Genomic DNA, 21,450 nt, shown 5'->3' with positions numbered 1-21,450 from the left:
GTCACCTAAAGCTCAACCACAAGGCTCATGCCCATACGCAGTGTTTCGCTAGTATTAACAGGGTGCGCTTCTACTTCAAAAGTACGTAAGTCGAAGCCTTGTGCTGCATCTGTTGAACGCCAAGTCGCGAAATCACCCATTACGGCGATGTGAGTCACTTGGAAAGTTAATGATTTATCCAGAGCCGGTAGGTACGCTTCAAACTGGCTGCCTTTCTCGAAATGCTTAAGCATATCTTCACGCACATTAAGTACTGCCCATGCATCCTTGGTGTCGATAACAGTCACAACAGGAAAACCTTGTGGTGCGAGCTCACCGCTGCTTAATAGCACCTGAGACACTTCGCCATTAAACCAACTGTGGATCTGTGTGTCTTTTGCGTAAGCTTCAACTTCCGCCACCGCACCTGCCGCCATTAATGCTTTTTGAGCGGCTGCCACTTTGGTTTCGTCACGAGCGCCTTCTCGTGCTAATTGATACATTTGGAACGCAGCACTTTCGGTGTACTTCGCCGCTTGCCACTGTGTTTTTGCTTCATCGCGTTTTTGCTCGGCAACGACACCATCGTTGTAAAGGTTGTTTACACGTTGGTAGGTTTTGTCCATAAGATCGGCTGCCGCTTTTGCTTTCAACCATTGGTCTTTAGCGGCTTGGATTTGCTGAGTACGGGCACCATTCTCTGCTTGTTTTGCTAATGCGCCAGCAGCTTTTTGACCTGCTTTTGCTTGTTCTAGCTTCGCGTCAATCTCAGGGCTAAGAAGAGAAAAGATCAATTCGCCTTTTTCAACTGAATCGCCTTTACGCACGAATATTTCATCAATTCTGCCAGGTACTTTCGATGAGATGCTGTATTGCTGCGCATCGATTTGACCTTGAAGCTTAACCGGCTGAGGTTGGTAAGCTTGGTAGAAACTGTATCCGACCCAGCCAATAACGCCGATACCAACTAAAGATAGAAGAAGGGGCTTAATAGGTTTCATGAATTATCCTTTTGACTGGCTATCGGTGTCTGTTTTTGAGTCGAAGTCAGACGGAACAGAAGAGGTTAAGTAACTCGAGTAAGCATTCATTTCGCTGGTTAGCGCTAATAGCTTGTTCAGAGAGATTAGGTATTTGAATCGCGCAGCAGATTGTTGGGTTTTGATGCTCGCAAGGTAGAGCTCTGCATCAACCACTTCTAGCGAGTTCGAGAGTCCTTGAGTGAAGGCTTTTTTACGGAGTAATAGGTTTTCTTGAGCCAAAGCCAAGCTTGAGTTGAGGCCTTGAACCTCTTCAATTGCTTGGTTTGCTTCAAGGTAAGTCTTCTGTACCAACACGGTTAAGTCTTGCTTAGCTTGCGACTTCAGGAATTGAACCTGTGAGACAGCACTGTGAGCGGCGGCTACTTTGTCTGAACGGCCAGAAGTATCAAGCAGCGGCACATTCACACCAATGCCAACTAACCAATCGGGTTTCATTTCGCTGGCGAGAGAGTCATCTTCATACAGGCTGTAATCACCGTAAAGGTACACTTCTGGATAGTATTTACCTTTCTCAGCTTTAATTAAGCTGCTTGCTTGTTTCTCTTTTGCATCAAGAATCTTAAGGCCGGGATAGGTCATGAGTGTTTGATCAATGAACACATCCATATGAGGCAGGTTCTTATTGATAAACAGTTGCTCTGAAGGTTCTACACTTTGGCTCTGGCCAAGGATTTGAGTCAGCGCTAATTGAGCAATCTTAAGATCGTTTTGAGCTTTAGTTCGCTCGACAACTGCTTTGTCTAGTGACGCATCCGCTTGCAAGCGTTCTACTCGTGCGATTTGCCCTTGTTGTTCAAGCTTGATGGCGAAATCACGATGCTGAGTTAAGCCAGCTTCAACGGCTTGACGCGTTTTCACGACGTCTTCCGCTAAGATCACCGAGAAGTAATATTTACTTAAGTCTTCGTAGCGAGCTTGTCTTTCCATCAACAACTGGCTTTGCGCTTCTTCGCTTTTACCTTCAGCAGCATTTTGCGCAGCGGTAATTCGCCCGCCTGTGAAGATAGGCCAAACCGCGCGAATGGAAGAGCTAAAGATGTCTTGTTCTGTAATGGTTGAGGTAACGCCGCCAAGCCCACTTAATATAGGCTGAAGAATACCTCCAACTGCGCCTAAATTTGGCACGCCACTTAAGCTGTCAGTGAACTGCTCACCATTAATCGTCACGTCACTATCAAGGTGCGTGTAGTTAGCCCCTAAGGTAATAGAAGGCAAGTTGAGGCTACTCGTTGAGTTCTGAAGATGTTGATAACGTTCAACATTGGCTTGTTGAGCCGCAAGTGAGTTGTTGTTTTCTTGTAATATTTGCCACGCTTCAGAAAAAGTGAGCGGGGCAGCATAGCCTGGCGAAGTCACAGTGCCGAGAAGCATACTGGCGATCGCAAGGTATCGAAATTTTGGTTTGGTCATCTGCATTAAATACCAATTAGAGTATTAACTCTAATGTTAACAGGGCAATAGTCATTTGTCTTGATTAGATTCTCTCACACTTAGAGAAAGTCTCATAACTCGTTAACCAAGTGTAAATAGGATTGAGTGATGAAGATATCAGAGATAAATGAAACTTAAAAAGCACGCATAAGCGTGCTTTTTAAGTTCAGTATAGAAGCGTTTTTACAAAATGAAGCGGCTTATTTAAAGCCAGGACAATGGTGATCGGCGCGCCACACCAATTGTCTTGAGCCTTGCATTGTTTGTAATAAATCTCTGCCCGACATTTGCGGGAACGCTAACAATACCTTGAGATCGAGAGGGGAGGTACCGTCTTTCTCATAGGCTCTTACGTGAGTAAAAGTCGATTGCAAGTGTTTGAACAGCATGGTCTTAGTAAGACAAATTCCAAAATTATCGCGTTTCATTGCCTGGTTTCCTTTTCAACAATGTTTATACGTTATGTTTTTAATCCTGTTTCTATTGGACGTTGCCACTGATCGATACTTCCTGCTCATCAATGTTTTATTATTGGGCGCTGCTTTATCAGGCACCTCTGAGTTGTCATGCTGGCCTATAGTGTGAATAGAGATGTATGAATGAGGTTAGGTTGATAACCTGTTTGTTCAACAATCCTAGCGGCGAGCGTGCAACGTTTCGTTATAGATACGTCCAGTGAGCGAAGAGTTGTTGTCTTTTTGTTAACCGAAATTTCGATTTAAAGCAGAGTCTGAAAATCATGACTGATGGCTTGGCAACAATAAACTTCTTCATATGCAACTATTATAATTGTATTTATTTTAAACAACCTAAAAAACACCTAAAAGCTTAGTGATCTAGCTCAATATTTATTCGTTTATTTTGATTTTTAAGCTAATCCGTTCTAAAAGCGAACGATTAATCGAGGTGAACAACGTAAAGGATTATCAATTAATAATCTGCTCAATTATTTAGTTGAGTAACAGTCACAAATTCGCGTACGTAGAAAGGTCATCTAATTAACTTGGTGTTAACATTGCTCGTCTAACACTAGGGACGGTGAAATATGAAATGGAGTAGTATCAGCTTCCGTAAAAGGCTGCTGATTATCATGACGGTCACTGGTCTTGTTGAACTTTTGATACTTTCAGCGGCTGGTTTTTATTATATCAAACAATCTCAAGAACAAGAGATGGGTTTGAAAGCGTTAGGTGTTGCTGAATTTCTGTCTGAATCGCCACTTGTCACCAACATTATTCAAGAAAATGGAACGATGGGCCCTAATGGCGCTCCCTACGTTCTGTCTGAAGAAACTCAAGTTAAATTTCGAAACCTTACCCAGCTCATTGGCGCGGCGTTTATCGTTGTGGGAGATGATAAAGGTATCCGCCTGATTCACCCTTATGATGACAGGCTTGGTAAACCAATGCGCGGTGGTGATAACCAAAAAGCATTGGTGTTGGGTGAATCTTATGTGTCGACGGCCAAAGGATCACTTGGCTTCTCTGTCCGTGGGAAATCCGCGGTTAAAGACCCACAAGGCACTGTCATTGGCGTGGTGTCGGTTGGCTATTTGTTGGACTCGTTACAAGACCGAATCGAACCTTATTTAGCCTTTTTGATTGTGATGGCGTTGCTGGTGGTTGCGGTCAACGCTTTGATTTCAAGCTATGTGTCTCGTCGCTTTCAACGCGCTATTTTAGGCTTTGAACCCGAAGAGATCGGTCGCTTATATGTAGAACTTGATGTGACTATGAGTACCGTGAAAGAAGGTATCTTGAGTATTGATAAGAACGGTATTTTGCGTTCAATAAACAAAAGTGCTTGCGATATTTTGTCTATCGATAGGGAGTCTGCACTCAACCAAAAGCGCCTTTCTGATGTATTAGCGGGCAGTGACTTAGAACTGCTGTTAACGACTGGCGATACCGATCACGATGTTGAGCTGTACCTGAACAATAAGCGAATCGTTGCCAACCGCAGCCCAATTATCGTGGCGGGTGAAGTCGTTGGGGCGGTATCCAGCTTCCGATTGCGAGATGAGATTAACGATTTAACCGATCAGCTTTCTCAGACTAAAGAGTATGCAGATTTACTTCGTTCGCAAACGCATGAACATCAAAACAAGCTCAATACGATCAGTGGCTTGATTCAAATGGGTGAGCTGGACTCTGTTCAACAATTGATTGGTCAAGAAACCGCTCATTACCAGAGCTTAATTGAATTCTTAAGAGAGACGGTGAAAGCCCCTCTTATTGCAGGCATGCTTTTAGGCAAAACAGAGCGAGCTCGAGAGATTGGGTTAGAGCTTAAAGTTGAAGAGGGATCAAGGCTTGAGGCATTACCCGCTTGGTTAAACGCAGAGGATGTCGTGACGATTCTTGGCAACCTGATAGATAACGCGTTTGATGCCACTATGACGGCTATTAAGCAAGAGGGTCAAATTACTCCAGCGCGTCGAGTTATTGAAGTTTCAATCAGTGATTTTGGTAATGAAATTATCGTAGAAGTAGAAGACAAAGGGTGTGGTTTGCCGAAAGACTTGGCGACGAAAGCACTCACCGAAAAAGGCGTATCAAGCAAAGCGAAACAGAATCGCGGCGTCGGTTTGTATTTAATAAAGCAACTGGCAGACCGATATCAAGGACAGCTTGAAATGGTCGACAACCACGATTTTGGTACGCGAATGACGGTTTATCTGCCAAAAGAAGCACAATAATAATTAAGCGCGAAGTGATCGAGTGAAGATCATCGTGACGGAAAAAGCATGGTTAAAGGAAGAACATAAATGAGCGCAATCACGAGAGTCATGGTCATTGAAGATGATATTGCGATTGCAGAGCTACACCATCGTTATTTAGAACAGATGGGTGGCTTTGATGTGGTGGGGATTGCGACCACGCAGTCTGAAGCGTTAATGCAATTAGACATATTAAAGCCTGACTTGGTTTTGTTGGATGTGTATCTGCCGGATGGATGCGGGCTTGATATTTTGAACCACGTTCGTGGTAGTAATCAGGGTTGTGATGTGATTTTGATTACTGCTGCGCGAGACGTCGATACCTTGCAACAGGCAATGCGCGGTGGAGTCGTGGACTATCTGCTGAAACCTGTGATGTTTCCTCGCTTAGAAGCGGCGCTGAAAAAATATCAATCGCAGCTGCAAGAGTTTGAAAGTGTGTCTGATTTGAACCAAGGTTTGGTCGATAAGATGCTGCAAGCCAACGCGAAAGCGGACTCAGGAAAAGTGTCAACATTACCCAAAGGAATTGATGGCGTAACGCTTGATAAAATTAGAGCCATTTTTCAACAAGCCGACATTGCTGATATTACAGCAGATGAAGCAGGTGAACGGATTGGAGCGAGTCGAACCACCGCTCGACGCTATTTGGAATTTCTAATCACGACTGGCGAGTTAGTGGCTGACTTAAATTACGGGTCAGTAGGCCGCCCAGAACGCTGCTACAACAAAGCTAGAAGATAGATTTAGCGACAACAAGTCACAAAGACAAACGCGATGCTGTCAAATAAATATAAAGCCAGTTGAATAGGCTGGTTTTGCCTTTCTCTCCATTTCCTATTATTCACTCCACCGACCAGATACCGTTCTTTCTTGACTACAATGTTTGAGAATACCGATTTGCTTCACTCTCGGGCTCGGCTAACTGCGCTATCGATTAGAATTTGTTCGAAATGAGTCAATATTTAATCGATTGCTTTCACAGTGGTTGATGTAAATCAAATACTCATAGACAATACTGTCCCGAATAGAGGTGATAGCTTTCACCCTCGTTTACCAAACGCATTCTCAAGTGTAATAGGCACTCGCTATTGATGTAATAGCCAAGACCTATTATCTATTTTCGTATGTCGCTGATACCTTTGGCGAATACTAAAAACCTTGTTTTTATAGGAAAGATGATGGTAATACCTGAAAACAGCAGCATCGTTATTTTTGGTGCATCGGGAGATCTAACTTACCGCAAGTTAATTCCTGCTTTGTACCACCTGTATGCTAGCAATCAACTACCAAAATCCTTTGCGATTCTTGGAGTGAGCCGTACTGAGTACAGCGATGAGTCTTACCGTGAGAAGCTGAAGAAGTCTCTTCAGGAAATGGAAAAAACTGAGCCAGAGACGCTGAATGCATTTATTGAACATCTGCATTACCAAGCGATCAACACTTCAGATGTAGACGACTACGCTCGTTTAGCACAACGTCTAGACAAGCTTGAGCAAGACTACCAATTCGAAAACCATAACACATTGTTCTACTTGGCAACCCCGCCAAGCCTATACGGTGTGATTCCAGCAAACCTTGCTGCGCATGGCCTGAACGATGAAAAGAACGGCTGGCGTCGTCTGATCATCGAGAAACCATTTGGTTACGACTTAGCATCAGCTCAAGCGTTAGATGAAGAGATCCATCATCACTTCCAAGAACACCAGATCTACCGTATCGACCATTACCTTGGTAAAGAGACGGTTCAAAACCTTCTAGTGCTTCGTTTCTCAAATGCGATGTTTGAACCACTGTGGAACCGTAACTTTATTGAATACGTTGAAATCACAGGTGCTGAGTTCCTTGGCGTTGAAGAGCGAGGCGGATACTACGACGGTTCTGGCGCAGTTCGTGACATGTTCCAAAACCACTTGCTACAAGTATTAGCAATGGTTGGCATGGAGCCACCAGCTCAAATCAATGCGGATTCAATTCGTGACGAAGTGGTTAAAGTACTTCAGTGTCTGAAACCACTGGAAGAAGATGACCTACGTAAAGACTTAGTATTAGGTCAATACACAGCATCAGACGTTCGTGGTCAGCACTTGCCTGGTTACCGCGAAGAGCAGGGTGTCGCAGATGACTCTCGCACTGAAACGTACATTGGTCTTAAAGCACACATCAACAACTGGCGTTGGAATGGGGTTCCTTTCTATGTACGTACAGGTAAACGTTTACCAACACGTGTGACTGAAATCGTTATTCACTTTAAGAACACGCCACACCCAGTGTTTGGTCAAGATGCACCAGAGAATAAGCTGATTATCCGTATCCAACCGGATGAAGGTATTCAGATGAGTTTTGGTTTGAAAGAGCCGGGTGCAGGTTTCAAAGCAAAAGAAGTGAAAATGAACTTCTCTTACTCTGACTTGCCTGAAACTCAAATGCTAACGGCTTATGAGCGTCTTCTTCTTGATGCACTGAACGGTGATGCGACTCTGTTTGCACGTACCGATGCAGTAGAAGCGTGTTGGAAGTACGTTCAACCAATCTTAGACTTTAAACAAGACCCTCAAGCACTGTTTGGCTATGCTTGTGGTACTTGGGGCCCGCAAGAAGCGGATGAGCTTCTGCAACGTGATGGCCGCGCATGGCGTTTCCCATGTAAAAACCTAACAGACACGGATTACTGCGAACTATGATCAACCACAAGATCTTTGCAACGCCAGAATTGGTCGTTGAAAACCTAGCAAATGAAATGAAAGCATACAGCGAGCAGGGCAAACCTGTTCACATTTCACTGTCTGGTGGCAGCACGCCAAAAATGCTTTTCAAGCTTTTAGCCCAAGCTCCATACGCGGAAGGTATTAAATGGAATAACCTTCACTTCTGGTGGGGCGACGAACGTTGCGTTGCACCAGACGATGCAGAAAGCAACTTCGGCGAAGCGAACGCGCTATTGTTTTCAAAACTAAGAGAATTTTCTCAAGTAAACTTTCCGGCAGAGAACATCCACCGCATCCGTGGTGAAGATGAGCCTAAAGCAGAAGCAGAGCGTTTCGCAAAAGAGATGGCAGACGTGATTCCAACTGAAAACGGCACGCCTGTATTCGATTGGATTCTGCTCGGTGTTGGCGCAGACGGCCACACAGCTTCACTATTCCCGGGTGTAACTGACTACCAAGATGAGAACCTATCTGTATTAGCTTCTCACCCAGAGTCGGGTCAGATCCGTGTTTCTAAAACAGCGAAAGTTTTAGAAGCAGCAAAACGAATCAGCTACCTAGTGCTTGGCGCAGGTAAAGTCGAGATCGTTAAAGAAATTCATACAACTCCTGCTTCAGAACTGCCTTACCCGGCAGCGAAAATCCAGTCTAAAACTGGCGAAACAGAGTGGTTCCTAGATTCAAATGCAGCAAGTGCTATCGCATAAGTGCGAATAGCCGCAAGGAGATATAAATAATGAAAGGTGATATCGGTGTAATTGGCCTAGCAGTAATGGGTCAGAACCTTATCCTAAACATGAACGACCACGGCTTCAAAGTTGTGGCTCACAACCGTACTGCTGCGAAAGTAGACGAGTTCCTAGAAGGCCCAGCTAAAGGTACTAACATTGTTGGTGCTTACTCTCTAGAAGAGCTAGTTGAGAAGCTAGAAGCGCCACGTAAAGTGATGCTTATGGTTCGTGCTGGTGACGTTGTAGATACGTTCATCGACAAGCTTGTACCACTTCTAGACAAAGGCGACATCATCATTGATGGTGGTAACACTAACTTCCCAGACACTAACCGTCGTGTTGCTGCTCTTCGCGAGAAAGGCATCCACTTCATCGGTACGGGTGTTTCTGGTGGTGAAGAAGGTGCTCGTTTCGGTCCCTCTATCATGCCAGGCGGTTCTCCTGAAGCTTGGGAAGCGGTTAAACCTATCTTCCAAGGTATCTCTGCGAAAACTGACGCGGGTGAGCCTTGTTGTGATTGGGTTGGTAACGACGGTGCTGGTCACTTCGTTAAGATGGTTCACAATGGCATCGAATACGGTGACATGCAGCTTATCACTGAAGCATACCAGTTCATGAAAGATGGCCTAGGTATGAACCACGACGAAATGCAGGCTGTATTTGCTGACTGGAACAAAACTGAGCTAGACAGCTACCTAGTAGAAATCACTGCTGACATCCTTGGCTACAAAGATGAAGACGGTGAAGCGCTAGTTGAGAAGATCCTAGACACTGCTGGCCAAAAAGGTACAGGCAAATGGACAGGTATCAACGCACTAGACATGGGTATCCCACTGACTCTAATCACTGAGTCTGTATTCTCTCGTTGCCTGTCTGCACTTAAAGACCAACGTGTTGAAGCTGAGAAACTGTTCGGCAAGACTGTTGCTCCAGTTGAAGGCGACAAGCAAGAGTGGGTTGATGCAATCCGTCAGGCTCTACTTGCTTCTAAGATCATCTCTTACGCTCAAGGTTTCATGCTAATGCGTGAAGCGTCGAACGAAAACGGCTGGGATCTAAACTACGGTAACGTTGCACTTATGTGGCGTGGCGGTTGTATCATCCGCTCTGCATTCCTAGGCAACATTCGTGATGCTTACGAAGCGAATCCAGAGATCGCTTTCCTAGGTTCAGATGCATACTTCAAAGGCATCCTAGACAACTGCATGGGCGCTTGGCGTAAAGTTGCAGCTAAGTCTATGGAATCAGGCATCCCAATGCCATGTATGACTTCTGCACTAACGTTCCTAGACGGCTACACTACAGCTCGTCTTCCAGCGAACCTTCTGCAAGCTCAACGTGACTACTTCGGTGCTCACACTTACGAGCGTACTGACCGTCCACGTGGTGAATTCTTTCACACAAACTGGACTGGTACAGGCGGCGACACTGCTTCTACAACTTACGACGTATAATCGTTAGTTAGAATCAGTAGAGAACAAATTTGTTCTTTCAGCTGCAAACTAGAAAACAAAAGGATGCCTCAGTGGCATCCTTTTTTGTTGGTTCGCGTTCTCTTACTTAGGCCTGAATAACAAAGGTGCCATAGTTTAAGCTGTCATTAAATGCGGCTGAGCATCGTCATTGTATTGCTCCCGAATTGCCATAAAGCCGTCTAGGTTCTGTTTAAGAGCCACAACACACTCGGGGTCGAACATTGAACCGTTCTGCGCTTCTATGTATTCCATCACTTCATCGAGTGACCACGCGTGCTTATAAGCTCTTTTGCTCATCAGCGCATCGAATACGTCGGCTAATGTCACTATTCGAGCCTCTAGTGGTATCGCTGTATTACTCAAAGCATCAGGCAATCCAGAGCCATCAAACCGTTCATGATGGTGGCGCACAATATTCTTTATGAATTGAACCTCTTCGCTGCACATCGAGCTGTGGTGGGATAGGGCAACCACGTCATCAATCATCTCTTCGCCATACAAGGTGTGATTGTTCATGATGTTTCTTTCTTCGTCATTGAAACGCGCGCTACTGAATAACACCTTATCTGGAATTCGATATTTACCTATGTCGTGGAAGGGCGCATACAACCGAATTCGATGAATGAATTGATGGGTAATTTCTCTTTTGGTCTGCGACAGCGTGCGAGCAATTTGTTCACTGTATTTACCCATGCGAATTAGGTGTTCTTTGGTTTCTGGATCTCGAGCATGACCCATGTTTAAAGCGATCGCTAAAGAAGATTGAAAGTGACGCTGGCGCTCAAACCACTGAACGAAAAGGCTAGAGATGACTTGAGTGAGATAGGCGATATCACACTGAATAGTTTGGTTAGCAAAAAATCCTGTTGATGAAGCATTGATAAATACAAACCCAAGATTACTTTCTTGATGATGAATCGGTGTTGTATAACTGCTTTGATGACCGAGATCGAGCAGGTGAGATATTTGTTTGGTTGAGCTAATGGTGGTGAGGTCGTTGATGATCCGGGTATCTAAAGACTCAGCCATGCGCGACAAAGCCGATTCTGGCGTAAGTTCTTGCTCAACGTAGCGATGTTCGGCTTCTTGGCACAGAGTGTCCGAAACAAAGTAATTCGACGCTCTATTTTCGTTGCATAGCACAACCGAGAGCCTAGACAGAATGGGGTAATGTTCGCGAGCTAGCCGAAAGAGATCATCAACGATGGCGATAATGTCTTTATCTTGGGCGGCTACTCTGCTGATTTTTGAGTAGTCAAACATGGTCAAAGCCAACCTTTATTTATAATTATATCATTGTTTAATATCGTTATTTGTAGGTTTCTATACCACTTCTAACATAGCATCGTGCTGTTAATTAGCAATACTGCGTTCTAATAAATTTATAATTCATTACTTAAATTATGGATATTTCATGCTTCTATCATGGTTTTTGTTAACTTGAACGAATTTGGTCGAAATCTAAGAGAAGCACTCGTCGGGAGTGCATGGCGGTATTGCACGCAATATTAGGATAGTAAGTGACCATTTTAAAATTAAATTGAAAGATAAATAGGATAACGAGCATGCTTTATGCCATCATAAAGGCATAGATAAGGGCAATGGATGTAATGCCCAAATGATTGAGCTAGATATGGTCAGTGATGACGGTGTTCTAGAGTATATTCAAGGCCTTTAGTTGCCTTGGAAAAGGTAAAGATATGACTGAAGAAGAAAGAATCGAACTGCAACAAAACAACCCACTGCACGGCTTAAAGCTAGATACTATGATCACTGAATTAGTGGATCATTACGGTTGGGAAATTTTGGATGCTGCAATGCGCATGAACTGCTTTAACACTAAGCCGACAGTAGCAAGTGCCGTTAAATATTTGAAGAAAACAGAGTGGGCTCGCGAGAAGGTTGAGAATTTCTACCTTTACCGTTTCAAGCGCATGCCTAAAGCTTCTGATATCGAATACCAGATGCCTCCGCGTTCACGTACATTCCGTCATGGGTTAGAACCTCGTGAGCCAATGGAATTGACGGTTGAATCGATTCTAGCATCACAAGCTAAAGCAGCGTCTGCATTTAAAGAGCGCCGCGGCGGTAACGGTCGTAACTTTCGTCGCTAGTAATAGGGCGTCGTTAATAGAAAGGCGTCTGCATTTAAAGAGCGCGTCGTTAGTTTTAACGTCTTTATGTAAAGGCGTAAGTTGAGCATCGTCAGATAGACAAAGCCTTGACTGCAAAATACAAAAGGAGCCTAAGCGCTCCTTTTTTAGTGCGTGTCGCTTTAGTCATTCGTCTTAAGCTTCGCGGTTCTTTCTTTGATTCTTCCAAAGGTCAACGACATAGACAATGGCGCTGATCAGTAGGAATAGCGCTGACACAGAAAACAGAGCGGGCATTTTTAGAATCCACGCGAATGTGGCAGCAAGAAAAGCGACAAAGCAAATGAGTCGACTTGATGACATGACATGACCGAGTTTAATGTTCATAACGCCTCCTAATGAAGTCTCACTTTCGACAGGAGAATTATCCCACCTTTGGCAAAATAAAGGCTAAAAAACAGTCTAAATTGTTATCAAATTTGCTAATTGAAGGACTCGCCTCACATATTTCACCTTGGCTATTTTATGAGCAATAAAATAGCGAAATAGGTATTGAGAGAGTGGAGTCTTTTCGGTCTGTCTTTCATGTTGAAAGCCTTATTGAACTGAACGTCTAGTTAGCATAGAAAAAGTAAGCGGTGATCAAAAAGCTAGCGATGATCACTGTGGTACGAACATGTTGTTGTGGGATACGGCGAGAGATTTTTGCTGAATAATAACCACCAACCAATGTACCAAATAATACTGCCATGCCAGACGGCCAATCAATCGAACCATTCACAACAAAGAACACGATTGCCGCGAGTGATGCACACGCAGACACCAACAATTTGATGCCATTCATTACATTAATGTTGGTGTAACCAGCCAGAGCTAAGTAACTCAACGTTACTATCCCCAAACCTGCATTAAAATAACCACCATAAATACACACGATCAAAAGTAATACAGCTGAAAAGAATACCCCTGCGCTGGTGGCGTGTTTGTGTTTAGCCGTAACTTTTTTGAGCCATTTATTAAGCGTTCCGCCAAAGGTGAATAGAAGTGCTGCAAAAAGTAGCAACCAAGGAACGGATTGAGTAAATAGGGCTTCTGGTGTGTGCAATAGTAAAAACGCACCAATACCTCCACCAATTACACACAAACCAATGGTCAGTTTTAGCTGCTTAGTACCAGATTGAATTTCGTGGCGTAGAGCGTAGGCTCCGCTCATGTAGCCAGCGCATGAAGCAAAGGTATTGGTCGCGTTGGCTGCTATTGGTGGAACACCAGCAAATAATAGAGCGGGGAAGGTGATGAAGCTGCCTCCACCAGCAATGGAGTTAAGTACACCGCCAATCACGCCTGACAAGAATAGAATCAACCAATCCATAGTTTTAGAATCCAATGCGTTAAATGATGAATCACCTTACTTGATTTTGTTATTAATATCAGGGATATGTGTTTTTCAGGAGTCGGATTGTGAGTTTACTACCATCTTAGAGCTGTGTTTTTTTGAAATAACGGATACGAAAAAAGGAGCCTGAGGCTCCTTCTGTTTAGTTTAAATAAGTGATGTTCTGAGCCTAAACTTCAACAGGCTTTGCTCTAAAGCTCTTGAACAGCTTAACGAGAATCGGACTAGAGAGAACCAATACCGCCAAGATAGTGAATGTCATGGTGATTGGTCGTTCCCATAGGAAGCTCAGCTCGCCATCGCTGATCATTAATGCACGTCGTAGGTTCTCTTCCATTAATCCACCAAGGATAAAGCCTAGGAGTAATGGGGCAAGTGGGAAGTTAGCTAACCTCAGCGCAATCGCAACCATCGCAACAATGAGCATTACAAAAACATCCATCGTGTTGAAAGACACCAAGTACACGCCTGTGATTGAGAAGAAGATAATCATTGGCAGTAGTACCGTTCTTGGTACCGCGAGCAGTTTAGAGATGTAAGGGATTAAAGGCAGATTTAAGATAACCAGTACGATGTTACCAAAGTACATCGAGATAATTACTGACCAAAATACATCTGGGTGTTCAACAAACAAGCGAGGGCCCGGCTGAATACCGTAAGCGATTAGGGCGCCAAGCATGATTGCGGTAGTACCAGAGCCAGGAATACCAAGCGTTAACAGCGGAACGAATGAACCACTTGAAGCTGCGTTGTTTGCAGATTCAGGAGCAACAAGACCACGAATACTGCCTTTACCAAACTCTTTCTGTTTGTCTTTTGGCGCAAGGCTACGTTCCATACCGTAGCTTAGGAATGCCGCAATAGTTGCACCTGCGCCCGGTAACACACCCGTAAAGAAACCTAGAATAGAGGAGCGAATCGAAACTGGCGCCACTTCTTTGAACTCTTCTTTGGTAATTTTCATGCTACCAATATCAGCCATCTTTTGGCTTTCTTCGCCGCTAGTGTCTTTCTCTGGTTTCAAAATACCCATTAAAGTTTCACCTAAAGCGAAGGTTGCCATAGCAAGAAGTAGGAAACTAAAGCCATCCATCAGATCCGTTAGGCCGAAAGTGAAACGTTCAACACCGACGCCTTTATCGATACCAACAGTAGATAGCATCAAACCAAGAATGGTCATCATCCATGCCTTGATCACCTGACCTGGGCCCGCAAACGCCGCTACTGCCGATAAACCTAAGAGCATCAATGCGAAGTAGTCTGAAGACTGGAAGCTCAATGAGACGCTAGCTAAAGCCGGAGCCGCAATCAAAAGCATTATTGCCGAAAGCGTGCCGCCAGTGAAAGAAGAGTAAGCCGCGAGTGCCAACGCTTTACCAGCTTGGCCTTTTTGTGCCATCGGGTAGCCATCGAATGCGGTTACTACCGTTGAAGAACAACCCGGAGCGTTGATTAAGATTGATGACGTCGAGCCACCAAATACAGCGCCGTAGTACACACCAGCCATCAAGATTAGGCCAGAAGAAGGGTCTAGGCCGTATGTAATCGGGATCATCAACGCGATTGCTGAAATTGGACCGAGTCCCGGTAGCATTCCAATAAAGGTACCAACAAAACAGCCAACAATTACCATCATGATGTTCATTGGCATCACGGCGGTCGAAAGTCCTTGTAAAATTCCGTCTAACATAATGTTATCCCTACCAAAGAGTGAAGATTAAACCAGGCTCTAGGTAGATATCTAAGCCTTGAGTTAATAAAAGAAAGAACGCGATAACGAAAGGAAACGACGCGCCAAATAAGACAGCTTTGCGGCGCTCACCCAGTAGGTAAAAGCCTGCAAGTAAGAAGAAGCTGGTTGCTAAAACAAAGCCAAGATAAGTCAGCCCAACACCGTACAGAGCCATTAACACCAAGAAGCCAATAAGCAGTTTCCAGTTCAGCGGCGTAGTGTCGCATGTGACTTTTTTATCCGGCTGTCCGGTTATAAGCAGGATCAACGAAAGGCCAATGCCGATAAACGTTAGCAGGATAGGTAAGGTTCTTGCTGTGAAGGGTTCGTACTCGTCACCGGGGAACAAAGGAATCAGCGTGGTTTGGTAGCCATAGCATAAACACGCAAGCATAAAGAGCATGGCTCCGATGCGATCCTTCGAAAGCAAAGATTCCTTACTCAGAAATTTGGTTGGTAAGTCCGACATATCCAACTCCATTTGGGGTGGTATAAAAAATAAAAAAGCCGTACATGAGCGAGTCAATGAAATGTCTGGGATCACTAACCAAAGGTAAGCGAATTACGGTACTGGTTTATCAGCCACTTGCGTTTACAACGAATCGGCAAGTGTTAGTAATACGTCTACGAATAAACAAAGGAGTTTGAAGTTAACTCATGTACGGCGAAACAAGGAAAGAGTAAGAGGGCACATAGGCCCTCTATGGTTGTTGGTTATTTCAAGAAACCAAGCTCACGCATTAGGTCGCCCATCTGTTTTTCTTGGTCTTCTAGGAAGGCGTAAAAATCTTTGTCAGCTTTGTAGTTGTCGATCCAACCGTTACGGTCACGAACCACTTGCCACTCATCGGTTTTGTACATTTTGCCAAGCGCTACATTCCATTCGTCGATCTTCGCTTGGCTTGTGCCCGGTGCTGCAAAGAAACCACGCCAGTTAGCGAATACGGTTTCGTTGCCGTACTCAGTCAGTGTTGGGATGTTAGGTGCAGCGTCAAGACGCTTTGGTGCCGTTACAGCAAGCACTTTCACTTGGCCAGATTTAGACATCTCTAGCACTTCACCAAGGCCAGTAGAAAGAAGCTGTGTTTCGCCAGACAGTAGCGCTGCCATTGCTTTGCCGCCTGCATCGTAGGCGATGTAACGTACTTTCTTAGCGTCGAAACCTTCGCCTTTGAACGCCGCTGCTACCACAAGGTGATCCATACTGCCACGAGCTGAACCACCTGCGATTTTCACTTTACGTGGGTTGGTTTCGAACTCTTTTACTACATCTTCCCAAGTGTCGTACTTCGAATCCGCAGACGCGACGATTGCACCGTAATCGGCAATGGTTGCAGCGACAGGAGTTAGGTCACGGAAAGATTGAGGAAAGATCCCCGTCAGTGAACGAACAACGATAGGCGTTGAGTTCACCATCAGCGTGTCTTCTTGGCGTTGAGCTGTTTCGATTAGGTGTGCAATGGCTTTACCGCCGCCGCCACCAGACAAGTTTTGGAAAGAGACATTTTCAACGATGTCTGATTTCACTAATACATCACCCGTACCACGAGCCGTCATATCCCAACCGCCGCCAGCACCGCCAGGGATTAGGAAGTGGATTTTCTCTAGGTCAGCAGCAAAAGTGTTGAAAGAAAAGGTTGCTGCGATAATAGAAGCCGCAAGAGTAGGTTTCAGTGCCTTGAACATGGTTCACGTTCCTTATGTAGGGGATCTCTTCAATGGAGAGAAACTTATGTTTTATATCCAGCTGCTAAACACACGAGTAGAGCATTGCTTAGCAGATGAGGTTAAAGTTAACGATGTGTTAACGAATTGTCTTTAATGCGGCGATATTGAGGATAAAGAACATTGGGTGAATAAAGTTCATAAAGTTTACGGAGGCGTGGCTATAGGACTCTTCCAGCAATAATAACTAGGTTTTTCTTGAGTTTATGTGAACAATTTTTTTGACTGCTGGTCGCTTTATACTGCTGTGTATCATTAAAGAGGGTACTTATTGCGACACAAAGAGTGATATGGAGAGGCGCTCTTTAATATATAGAATAATATGTTGCTAGGTGTGCAGTGCTACTGTAATAATATGATTATAGCTGGCACGTTACATTTCTGAGCTAGTGGTTATTCAAGGATCGAATAATGACAGACAAAAAAATTTCGTTACGATTTACTGTTGGAGGAATGTTTTTACTCGCGACATTTTTTACCGCTGTTGTTGCGGTTTCACTGCAATATTACTTCAGTAAAAAAATGGCGACTGAGAATACCCTATCAAAGTTGACGATGGTGTCCCAAGAGCTGAGTAACTATATCGGCGCGGTTGATTCTGACGCAGCCAATACCGCGCGTTTACTTTCTTCAGTGAAACGTTCTATAAGTAACAAAATATCGAAAGAAGAGTCGCGTACTATTCTTTCAGAAGCAATTAAAGATAACCCTCTCTTTTATAGTATTTACATTGGCTCGTCTAATGAAAACTTCTTCCAAATTATTAATCTAGAATCTGCCCCTGTCGTTAGAGAAAAAATCGGTGCACAACAAACGGACCGTTGGGTTGTGGTTGAGATTCATAATATAGGGGAGGAGCGCGTCCGTACGACGAAATATTTTGACCAAGAGTTTACGCTAAGAAACTCAACTACGGAGCAGAGCAACTACCTTCCAACGACCAGGCCTTGGTATGTTTCTGCTAATGTTCAGTCGGTCGAAAAAACTCAGCCATATCTTTTCCAGCATTTACAAATTACCGGGCAAACTTATTCTTTAGCGTTTGATTCAAAAATAGAATCTGAAGTTCAACATGTGATTGGTATTGATATTGTGTTGTCTTCTTTGGCTAGCAAACTATCAAGTGCGGCGCTTGGCTTAGCAGAAGACAGTAAGGTGGAGTCTTTCTTATATTCGAAATCGGGTAATATTATTGCGTCTAACCTCAAGGTTAACAATCAGGAATCGGAGTTTGATGTACCAACATTGATGCTATCGTCTGAGCAGCAAGCCTTGGTTAACGATACCCCTCCGCTGTTAGTGTCTAATCAAAATGATTGGGGGCCGATGGACTTTTCAGTGGCGGGAAAACCAAACGGCTATGCGATAGACCTTCTTAAAATGATTGGTGAGATGACAGGGATCAGGTTTGAATTTGTTAATGGTTTCTCTTGGGGCGAGCTTGTCAGTAAGTTTCAAGAAGGAAGTATTGATGGCCTGCAATCGGTTCAAAATTATAAAAATAATGGCATAGATGGCCTATACACGGCTCCAATTTATGAATTGCCATTTTCTATCGTGACAAGGGTCGGCGCGAAGGTTGTCACTAATTATGCCGAGCTTGAGGGTAAAAAAGTTGCCATTTTATCTGGGTGGTCAATTATTCCTAAGTTGAGAGAGGATTTTCCGAACATTGATTTAGTTGAATTTGAAAACCTAGAGTCTGCATTTAATTCAATTGAAAGCGAAGAGAACTTTGCTTTCTTAGAAGCAGAACCGGTACTCTCGTTTGCATTAGATAGGTTTTTCCAGCCAGGCCTTGTTGTCAATGGGACTCTAGAAGATCTAAAACAGAACTACTCAAACCAATTCCATTTGGTGCTGCAGAGCAAGCATAGACAATTGCTTCCAATCATTGATCAAGCTATCAGCAAGTTAAGTGGTGAACAACTTGATGCCTTAGCGAAAAAGTGGCTGCATGATACCGGCTTTAATACGAATACGACGGTTCCTTATACTGAACTTTATGATTTGACTAAGGAAGCAACGGTTGAAGGCAGTATGGTAAGGGTAGAGTTGAATGGCGAGATCAAACATCTCTATTTAAAGAAAATAGACACGGGCGAACACTACTCTGAGTATTTTGCGGTATTGATTCCCGAATCTGAAGTCTTCAGTACAGTCAATAAACGTCTAGCAACCTCTGTTGGTGTAACGGTGTTACTGATGAGTTTGACGTTGCCTATTGCTTGGGCTTTTGGTGCGCCGATAGTGCATCCAATTCGCCAATTAGAGGAAGAGACTCATAAGGTTAAGCTGCGTGATTATGACAACGTGACAATTCTTGATACTCGAATTAAAGAAGTGTGGGAATTATCTGTTGCCGTAAAAGATATGGCTATGGAGATTAAACGACATGAACAGATGCAAGAGGCGTTTGTTGAGTCGTTTATCAAGCTCATCGCTCAAGCGATCGATGATAAGTCCGCTTATACGGCAGGGCATTGTAATCGTGTACCAGAACTCGGTTTGATGCTGGCTGACGCGGCTGAACAATCACAATCTGAGCACTTCAAAGACTTTGAGTTTAAAAATGATGACGAACGCCGTGAGTTTAGAATTGCGGCTTGGCTTCATGATTGTGGCAAGATCACGACACCGGAACATATCGTCGATAAAGGTACGAAGCTAGAAGCGAACTACAACCGAATCCACGAGGTGAGAACTCGTTTTGAAGTACTTTGGCGTGATGCGGAAATCACTGCTTTGAGAAAACAACTTGAAGGTACGCTATCAACGCAACTGATAGCCGATGAGCTTGCGGCAACGAAACAGCAGCTACAAGATGACTTTGCCTTTATCGCGATATCAAACGTTGGTGGTGAGTTCATGAGTGACGACAAAGTTGCTCGTATTCGTTCGATAGCTGAGACGACTTGGATGCGTAACTTTGATGATCAACTTGGTCTATCACCGATAGAAGCCTTGAATCGAGAATCGAGTTCAATTTTGCCCGCGACAGAGCTGCTGTTAAGTGATAAGCCTGAACATATAGTGAAAAGAGATAGGCCGTTAGAGTTTGACCCGAAACATCAAATCAAAATGGATGTGCCGGAGCACCTATACAACTTAGGCGAAGTCTACAATCTGAGCATTGCACGTGGCACGTTAACTGCTGAAGACCGATTCAAGATAAATGAGCATATGCTTGGCACGATTAAGATGCTTGAGAACCTGCCATTCCCGAAAGAACTAAGCCGTGTTCCTCGCTATGCTTCGACGCACCATGAAACACTCAAAGGCACTGGGTATCCAAGGAGGTTGACTGGCGACGATCTTTCAATTCCAGAACGTATTCTCGTGATATCGGATATTTTTGAGGCGCTAACTGCTGCGGATAGGCCGTACAAGAAAGCGAAGCCAATCAGTGTTGCTGTCGATATCATGTACAAAATGGCGTTGGACGAGCATCTCGATATAGAACTGTTTAGGTTGTTTCTAACTAGCGGGACACATATCCGTTATGCCGAAACGTATTTAAAACCGGAACAGATCGATCATGTAGACCTATCAAAATATGTAGTTGAAAGCGTCGCTGCTTAACTTTGCCAGAAAGCATGAATGGCTGTTGACCTCACTTCATGTAGTGAGTGGGGGTTTCTCCGGTGTGTTGCTTAAAGAAATGAATAAACGCACTGTCACTGGAGAACTCTAATTCGTGGGCAACAACAGAGACACTCTTTTTTTCTGACAATTGCTCAATGGCACTTAACAGCCTCCATTGTTGACGCCAAGCTTGGTAAGGCATCCCCGTTTCTTTGATGAATAATCGGCTAACGGTCTTGCTGCTTGCTCCAATATGCTTGGCCATTTCATTGAGTGGTTGAGGTAACTGTGTTCCTAGTTTTACTTTTTCTAACCACAACGCTAATCGTTTATCTTTGGGTAAAGGTAGCGTTAGCTCGTTCCTTTCTGCGTAAGAAAGTTCCTCGCAACACAACGCCAATGTGTTTTTTTGCTCTTCACTAGGTTTATCCCAATCCCAAAAAGCCATTCGTTCGATCAACTCCTTTAGTAGTGGTGTGACGTTAAGAATACTTAACTCTTCAGGCAAGTTTTTAATGCGAAGAGGATCAAAATAAAGCGAACGATAGGCCACGACATTGGTCATGGTTGCACAATGCTCAATTCCCGCAGGTATCCAGGCAACTTTGGTGGGCGGCAACACACAATGCATTCCGTCGAGGGTAATACTGATGCAACCATGTGGTGCAAATAACAATTGTGCACGGTTGTGTGTATGCATACCAGAATCGTGCCTGCCGACTTGGGCGGCAATGCCGACAAAGGGATAGGGCATTCCATCAACATAAAAAGGTGTGTTGTCATCGATCAACATGATTTGTCCTTATTTTGATGTTTGTTGTTCTATTGTTGAT

General features: G+C 44.1%; 17 protein-coding genes. 7 read left to right on the top strand and 10 right to left on the bottom strand.

What is annotated here, in order from left to right; all coding sequences use genetic code 11:
* Positions 1-5: 5 nt before the first annotated feature.
* The 3 genes from AC3CID_RS08815 to AC3CID_RS08805 form a co-directional block, all read right to left on the bottom strand.
* Positions 6-980 carry an HlyD family secretion protein gene (locus AC3CID_RS08815; protein ID WP_004733580.1) on the bottom strand — a complete coding sequence of 325 codons (975 nt, stop codon included), beginning with the start codon at positions 978-980 and terminating at the stop codon, positions 6-8.
* Between the two features lie 3 nt (positions 981-983).
* On the bottom strand, positions 984-2,438 hold the full coding sequence (locus tag AC3CID_RS08810; protein WP_054547677.1) for a TolC family protein: 1,455 nt from the start codon (positions 2,436-2,438) through the stop codon (positions 984-986).
* A 215-nt stretch (positions 2,439-2,653) separates the two neighbouring features.
* Positions 2,654-2,881: a hypothetical protein gene (locus AC3CID_RS08805; RefSeq protein WP_004733582.1), complete on the bottom strand. Its 228-nt coding sequence runs from the start codon at positions 2,879-2,881 to the stop codon at positions 2,654-2,656.
* 617 nt (positions 2,882-3,498) lie between these two features.
* Between AC3CID_RS08805 and AC3CID_RS08800 the strand changes: the two genes are divergently transcribed.
* The 5 genes from AC3CID_RS08800 (at position 3,499) to gnd (ending at position 10,065) form a co-directional block, all read left to right on the top strand.
* On the top strand, positions 3,499-5,151 hold the full coding sequence (locus AC3CID_RS08800) for an ATP-binding protein (RefSeq protein ID WP_488526408.1): 1,653 nt from the start codon (positions 3,499-3,501) through the stop codon (positions 5,149-5,151).
* A gap of 69 nt (positions 5,152-5,220) precedes the next feature.
* A complete protein-coding gene (locus AC3CID_RS08795) occupies positions 5,221-5,916 on the top strand; it encodes a response regulator (protein ID WP_004733584.1) in 696 nt (231 codons plus the stop codon).
* A gap of 437 nt (positions 5,917-6,353) precedes the next feature.
* Positions 6,354-7,856: a glucose-6-phosphate dehydrogenase gene (zwf, locus tag AC3CID_RS08790; protein WP_171313547.1), complete on the top strand. Its 1,503-nt coding sequence runs from the start codon at positions 6,354-6,356 to the stop codon at positions 7,854-7,856.
* Positions 7,853-8,587, top strand: a complete 735-nt coding sequence (gene pgl, locus AC3CID_RS08785; RefSeq protein ID WP_171330694.1) for a 6-phosphogluconolactonase — start codon at positions 7,853-7,855, stop codon at positions 8,585-8,587. Before zwf ends, pgl begins: the two co-directional genes overlap by 4 nt.
* Before the next feature lie 29 nt (positions 8,588-8,616).
* Positions 8,617-10,065: a decarboxylating NADP(+)-dependent phosphogluconate dehydrogenase gene (gene gnd / locus AC3CID_RS08780; protein ID WP_004733587.1), complete on the top strand. Its 1,449-nt coding sequence runs from the start codon at positions 8,617-8,619 to the stop codon at positions 10,063-10,065.
* Positions 10,066-10,200: 135 nt separating this feature from the next.
* Here gnd and AC3CID_RS08775 read toward each other — a convergent pair whose 3' ends face one another.
* Positions 10,201-11,361 (bottom strand): HD-GYP domain-containing protein, encoded by a 1,161-nt coding sequence (locus tag AC3CID_RS08775; RefSeq protein WP_488526407.1) that lies wholly within the window; start codon positions 11,359-11,361, stop codon positions 10,201-10,203.
* Between the two features lie 425 nt (positions 11,362-11,786).
* Between AC3CID_RS08775 and AC3CID_RS08770 the strand changes: the two genes are divergently transcribed.
* The gene (locus tag AC3CID_RS08770; protein WP_004733589.1) at positions 11,787-12,200 is read left to right on the top strand and encodes a VF530 family protein; all 414 of its coding nucleotides are present in this window, start codon (positions 11,787-11,789) and stop codon (positions 12,198-12,200) included.
* Between the two features lie 174 nt (positions 12,201-12,374).
* Here AC3CID_RS08770 and AC3CID_RS08765 read toward each other — a convergent pair whose 3' ends face one another.
* The 5 genes from AC3CID_RS08765 to AC3CID_RS08745 all read right to left on the bottom strand — a co-directional run bounded on the left by AC3CID_RS08765 (position 12,375) and on the right by AC3CID_RS08745 (position 16,993).
* Positions 12,375-12,566, bottom strand: coding sequence for a hypothetical protein (locus AC3CID_RS08765; protein WP_004733590.1), 192 nt, complete (start codon positions 12,564-12,566; stop codon positions 12,375-12,377).
* A 226-nt stretch (positions 12,567-12,792) separates the two neighbouring features.
* Positions 12,793-13,551 carry a sulfite exporter TauE/SafE family protein gene (locus tag AC3CID_RS08760; RefSeq protein WP_488526406.1) on the bottom strand — a complete coding sequence of 253 codons (759 nt, stop codon included), beginning with the start codon at positions 13,549-13,551 and terminating at the stop codon, positions 12,793-12,795.
* Between the two features lie 193 nt (positions 13,552-13,744).
* On the bottom strand, positions 13,745-15,265 hold the full coding sequence (locus AC3CID_RS08755; RefSeq protein ID WP_146456782.1) for a tripartite tricarboxylate transporter permease: 1,521 nt from the start codon (positions 15,263-15,265) through the stop codon (positions 13,745-13,747).
* A 10-nt stretch (positions 15,266-15,275) separates the two neighbouring features.
* Positions 15,276-15,776, bottom strand: coding sequence for a tripartite tricarboxylate transporter TctB family protein (locus AC3CID_RS08750; protein ID WP_004733594.1), 501 nt, complete (start codon positions 15,774-15,776; stop codon positions 15,276-15,278).
* Positions 15,777-16,021: 245 nt separating this feature from the next.
* Entirely contained in the window at positions 16,022-16,993 is a 972-nt protein-coding gene (locus AC3CID_RS08745; protein ID WP_017076146.1) for a tripartite tricarboxylate transporter substrate binding protein, read from the bottom strand.
* Between the two features lie 450 nt (positions 16,994-17,443).
* Here AC3CID_RS08745 and AC3CID_RS08740 point away from each other — a divergent pair, with 450 nt between their 5' ends.
* Positions 17,444-20,614, top strand: coding sequence for an HD domain-containing phosphohydrolase (locus tag AC3CID_RS08740; protein ID WP_488526405.1), 3,171 nt, complete (start codon positions 17,444-17,446; stop codon positions 20,612-20,614).
* Positions 20,615-20,645: 31 nt separating this feature from the next.
* On the opposite strand, the gene AC3CID_RS08735 is transcribed toward AC3CID_RS08740, so the two are convergent.
* Positions 20,646-21,410: an AraC family transcriptional regulator gene (locus AC3CID_RS08735; protein WP_428784465.1), complete on the bottom strand. Its 765-nt coding sequence runs from the start codon at positions 21,408-21,410 to the stop codon at positions 20,646-20,648.
* Positions 21,411-21,450: the final 40 nt, after the last annotated feature.

Source organism: Vibrio sp. QJM3NY_21, assembly GCF_057785975.1.
The sequence above is the reverse complement of the archived record's forward strand: the minus strand, read 5'-3'. Positions and strand labels throughout refer to the sequence as shown.

Bases quoted from the DNA above. Each gene is read 5' to 3' on its own strand.
- AC3CID_RS08815 (WP_004733580.1), bottom strand. From the start codon at position 980: ATGAAACCTATTAAGCCCCTTCTTCTATCTTTAGTTGGTATCGGCGTT.
- AC3CID_RS08810 (WP_054547677.1), bottom strand. From the start codon at position 2,438: ATGCAGATGACCAAACCAAAATTTCGATACCTTGCGATCGCCAGTATG.
- AC3CID_RS08805 (WP_004733582.1), bottom strand. From the start codon at position 2,881: ATGAAACGCGATAATTTTGGAATTTGTCTTACTAAGACCATGCTGTTC.
- AC3CID_RS08800 (WP_488526408.1), top strand. From the start codon at position 3,499: ATGAAATGGAGTAGTATCAGCTTCCGTAAAAGGCTGCTGATTATCATG.
- AC3CID_RS08795 (WP_004733584.1), top strand. From the start codon at position 5,221: ATGAGCGCAATCACGAGAGTCATGGTCATTGAAGATGATATTGCGATT.
- zwf (WP_171313547.1), top strand. From the start codon at position 6,354: ATGGTAATACCTGAAAACAGCAGCATCGTTATTTTTGGTGCATCGGGA.
- pgl (WP_171330694.1), top strand. From the start codon at position 7,853: ATGATCAACCACAAGATCTTTGCAACGCCAGAATTGGTCGTTGAAAAC.
- gnd (WP_004733587.1), top strand. From the start codon at position 8,617: ATGAAAGGTGATATCGGTGTAATTGGCCTAGCAGTAATGGGTCAGAAC.
- AC3CID_RS08770 (WP_004733589.1), top strand. From the start codon at position 11,787: ATGACTGAAGAAGAAAGAATCGAACTGCAACAAAACAACCCACTGCAC.
- AC3CID_RS08765 (WP_004733590.1), bottom strand. From the start codon at position 12,566: ATGAACATTAAACTCGGTCATGTCATGTCATCAAGTCGACTCATTTGC.
- AC3CID_RS08760 (WP_488526406.1), bottom strand. From the start codon at position 13,551: ATGGATTGGTTGATTCTATTCTTGTCAGGCGTGATTGGCGGTGTACTT.
- AC3CID_RS08755 (WP_146456782.1), bottom strand. From the start codon at position 15,265: ATGTTAGACGGAATTTTACAAGGACTTTCGACCGCCGTGATGCCAATG.
- AC3CID_RS08750 (WP_004733594.1), bottom strand. From the start codon at position 15,776: ATGTCGGACTTACCAACCAAATTTCTGAGTAAGGAATCTTTGCTTTCG.
- AC3CID_RS08745 (WP_017076146.1), bottom strand. From the start codon at position 16,993: ATGTTCAAGGCACTGAAACCTACTCTTGCGGCTTCTATTATCGCAGCA.
- AC3CID_RS08740 (WP_488526405.1), top strand. From the start codon at position 17,444: ATGACAGACAAAAAAATTTCGTTACGATTTACTGTTGGAGGAATGTTT.
- AC3CID_RS08735 (WP_428784465.1), bottom strand. From the start codon at position 21,410: ATGTTGATCGATGACAACACACCTTTTTATGTTGATGGAATGCCCTAT.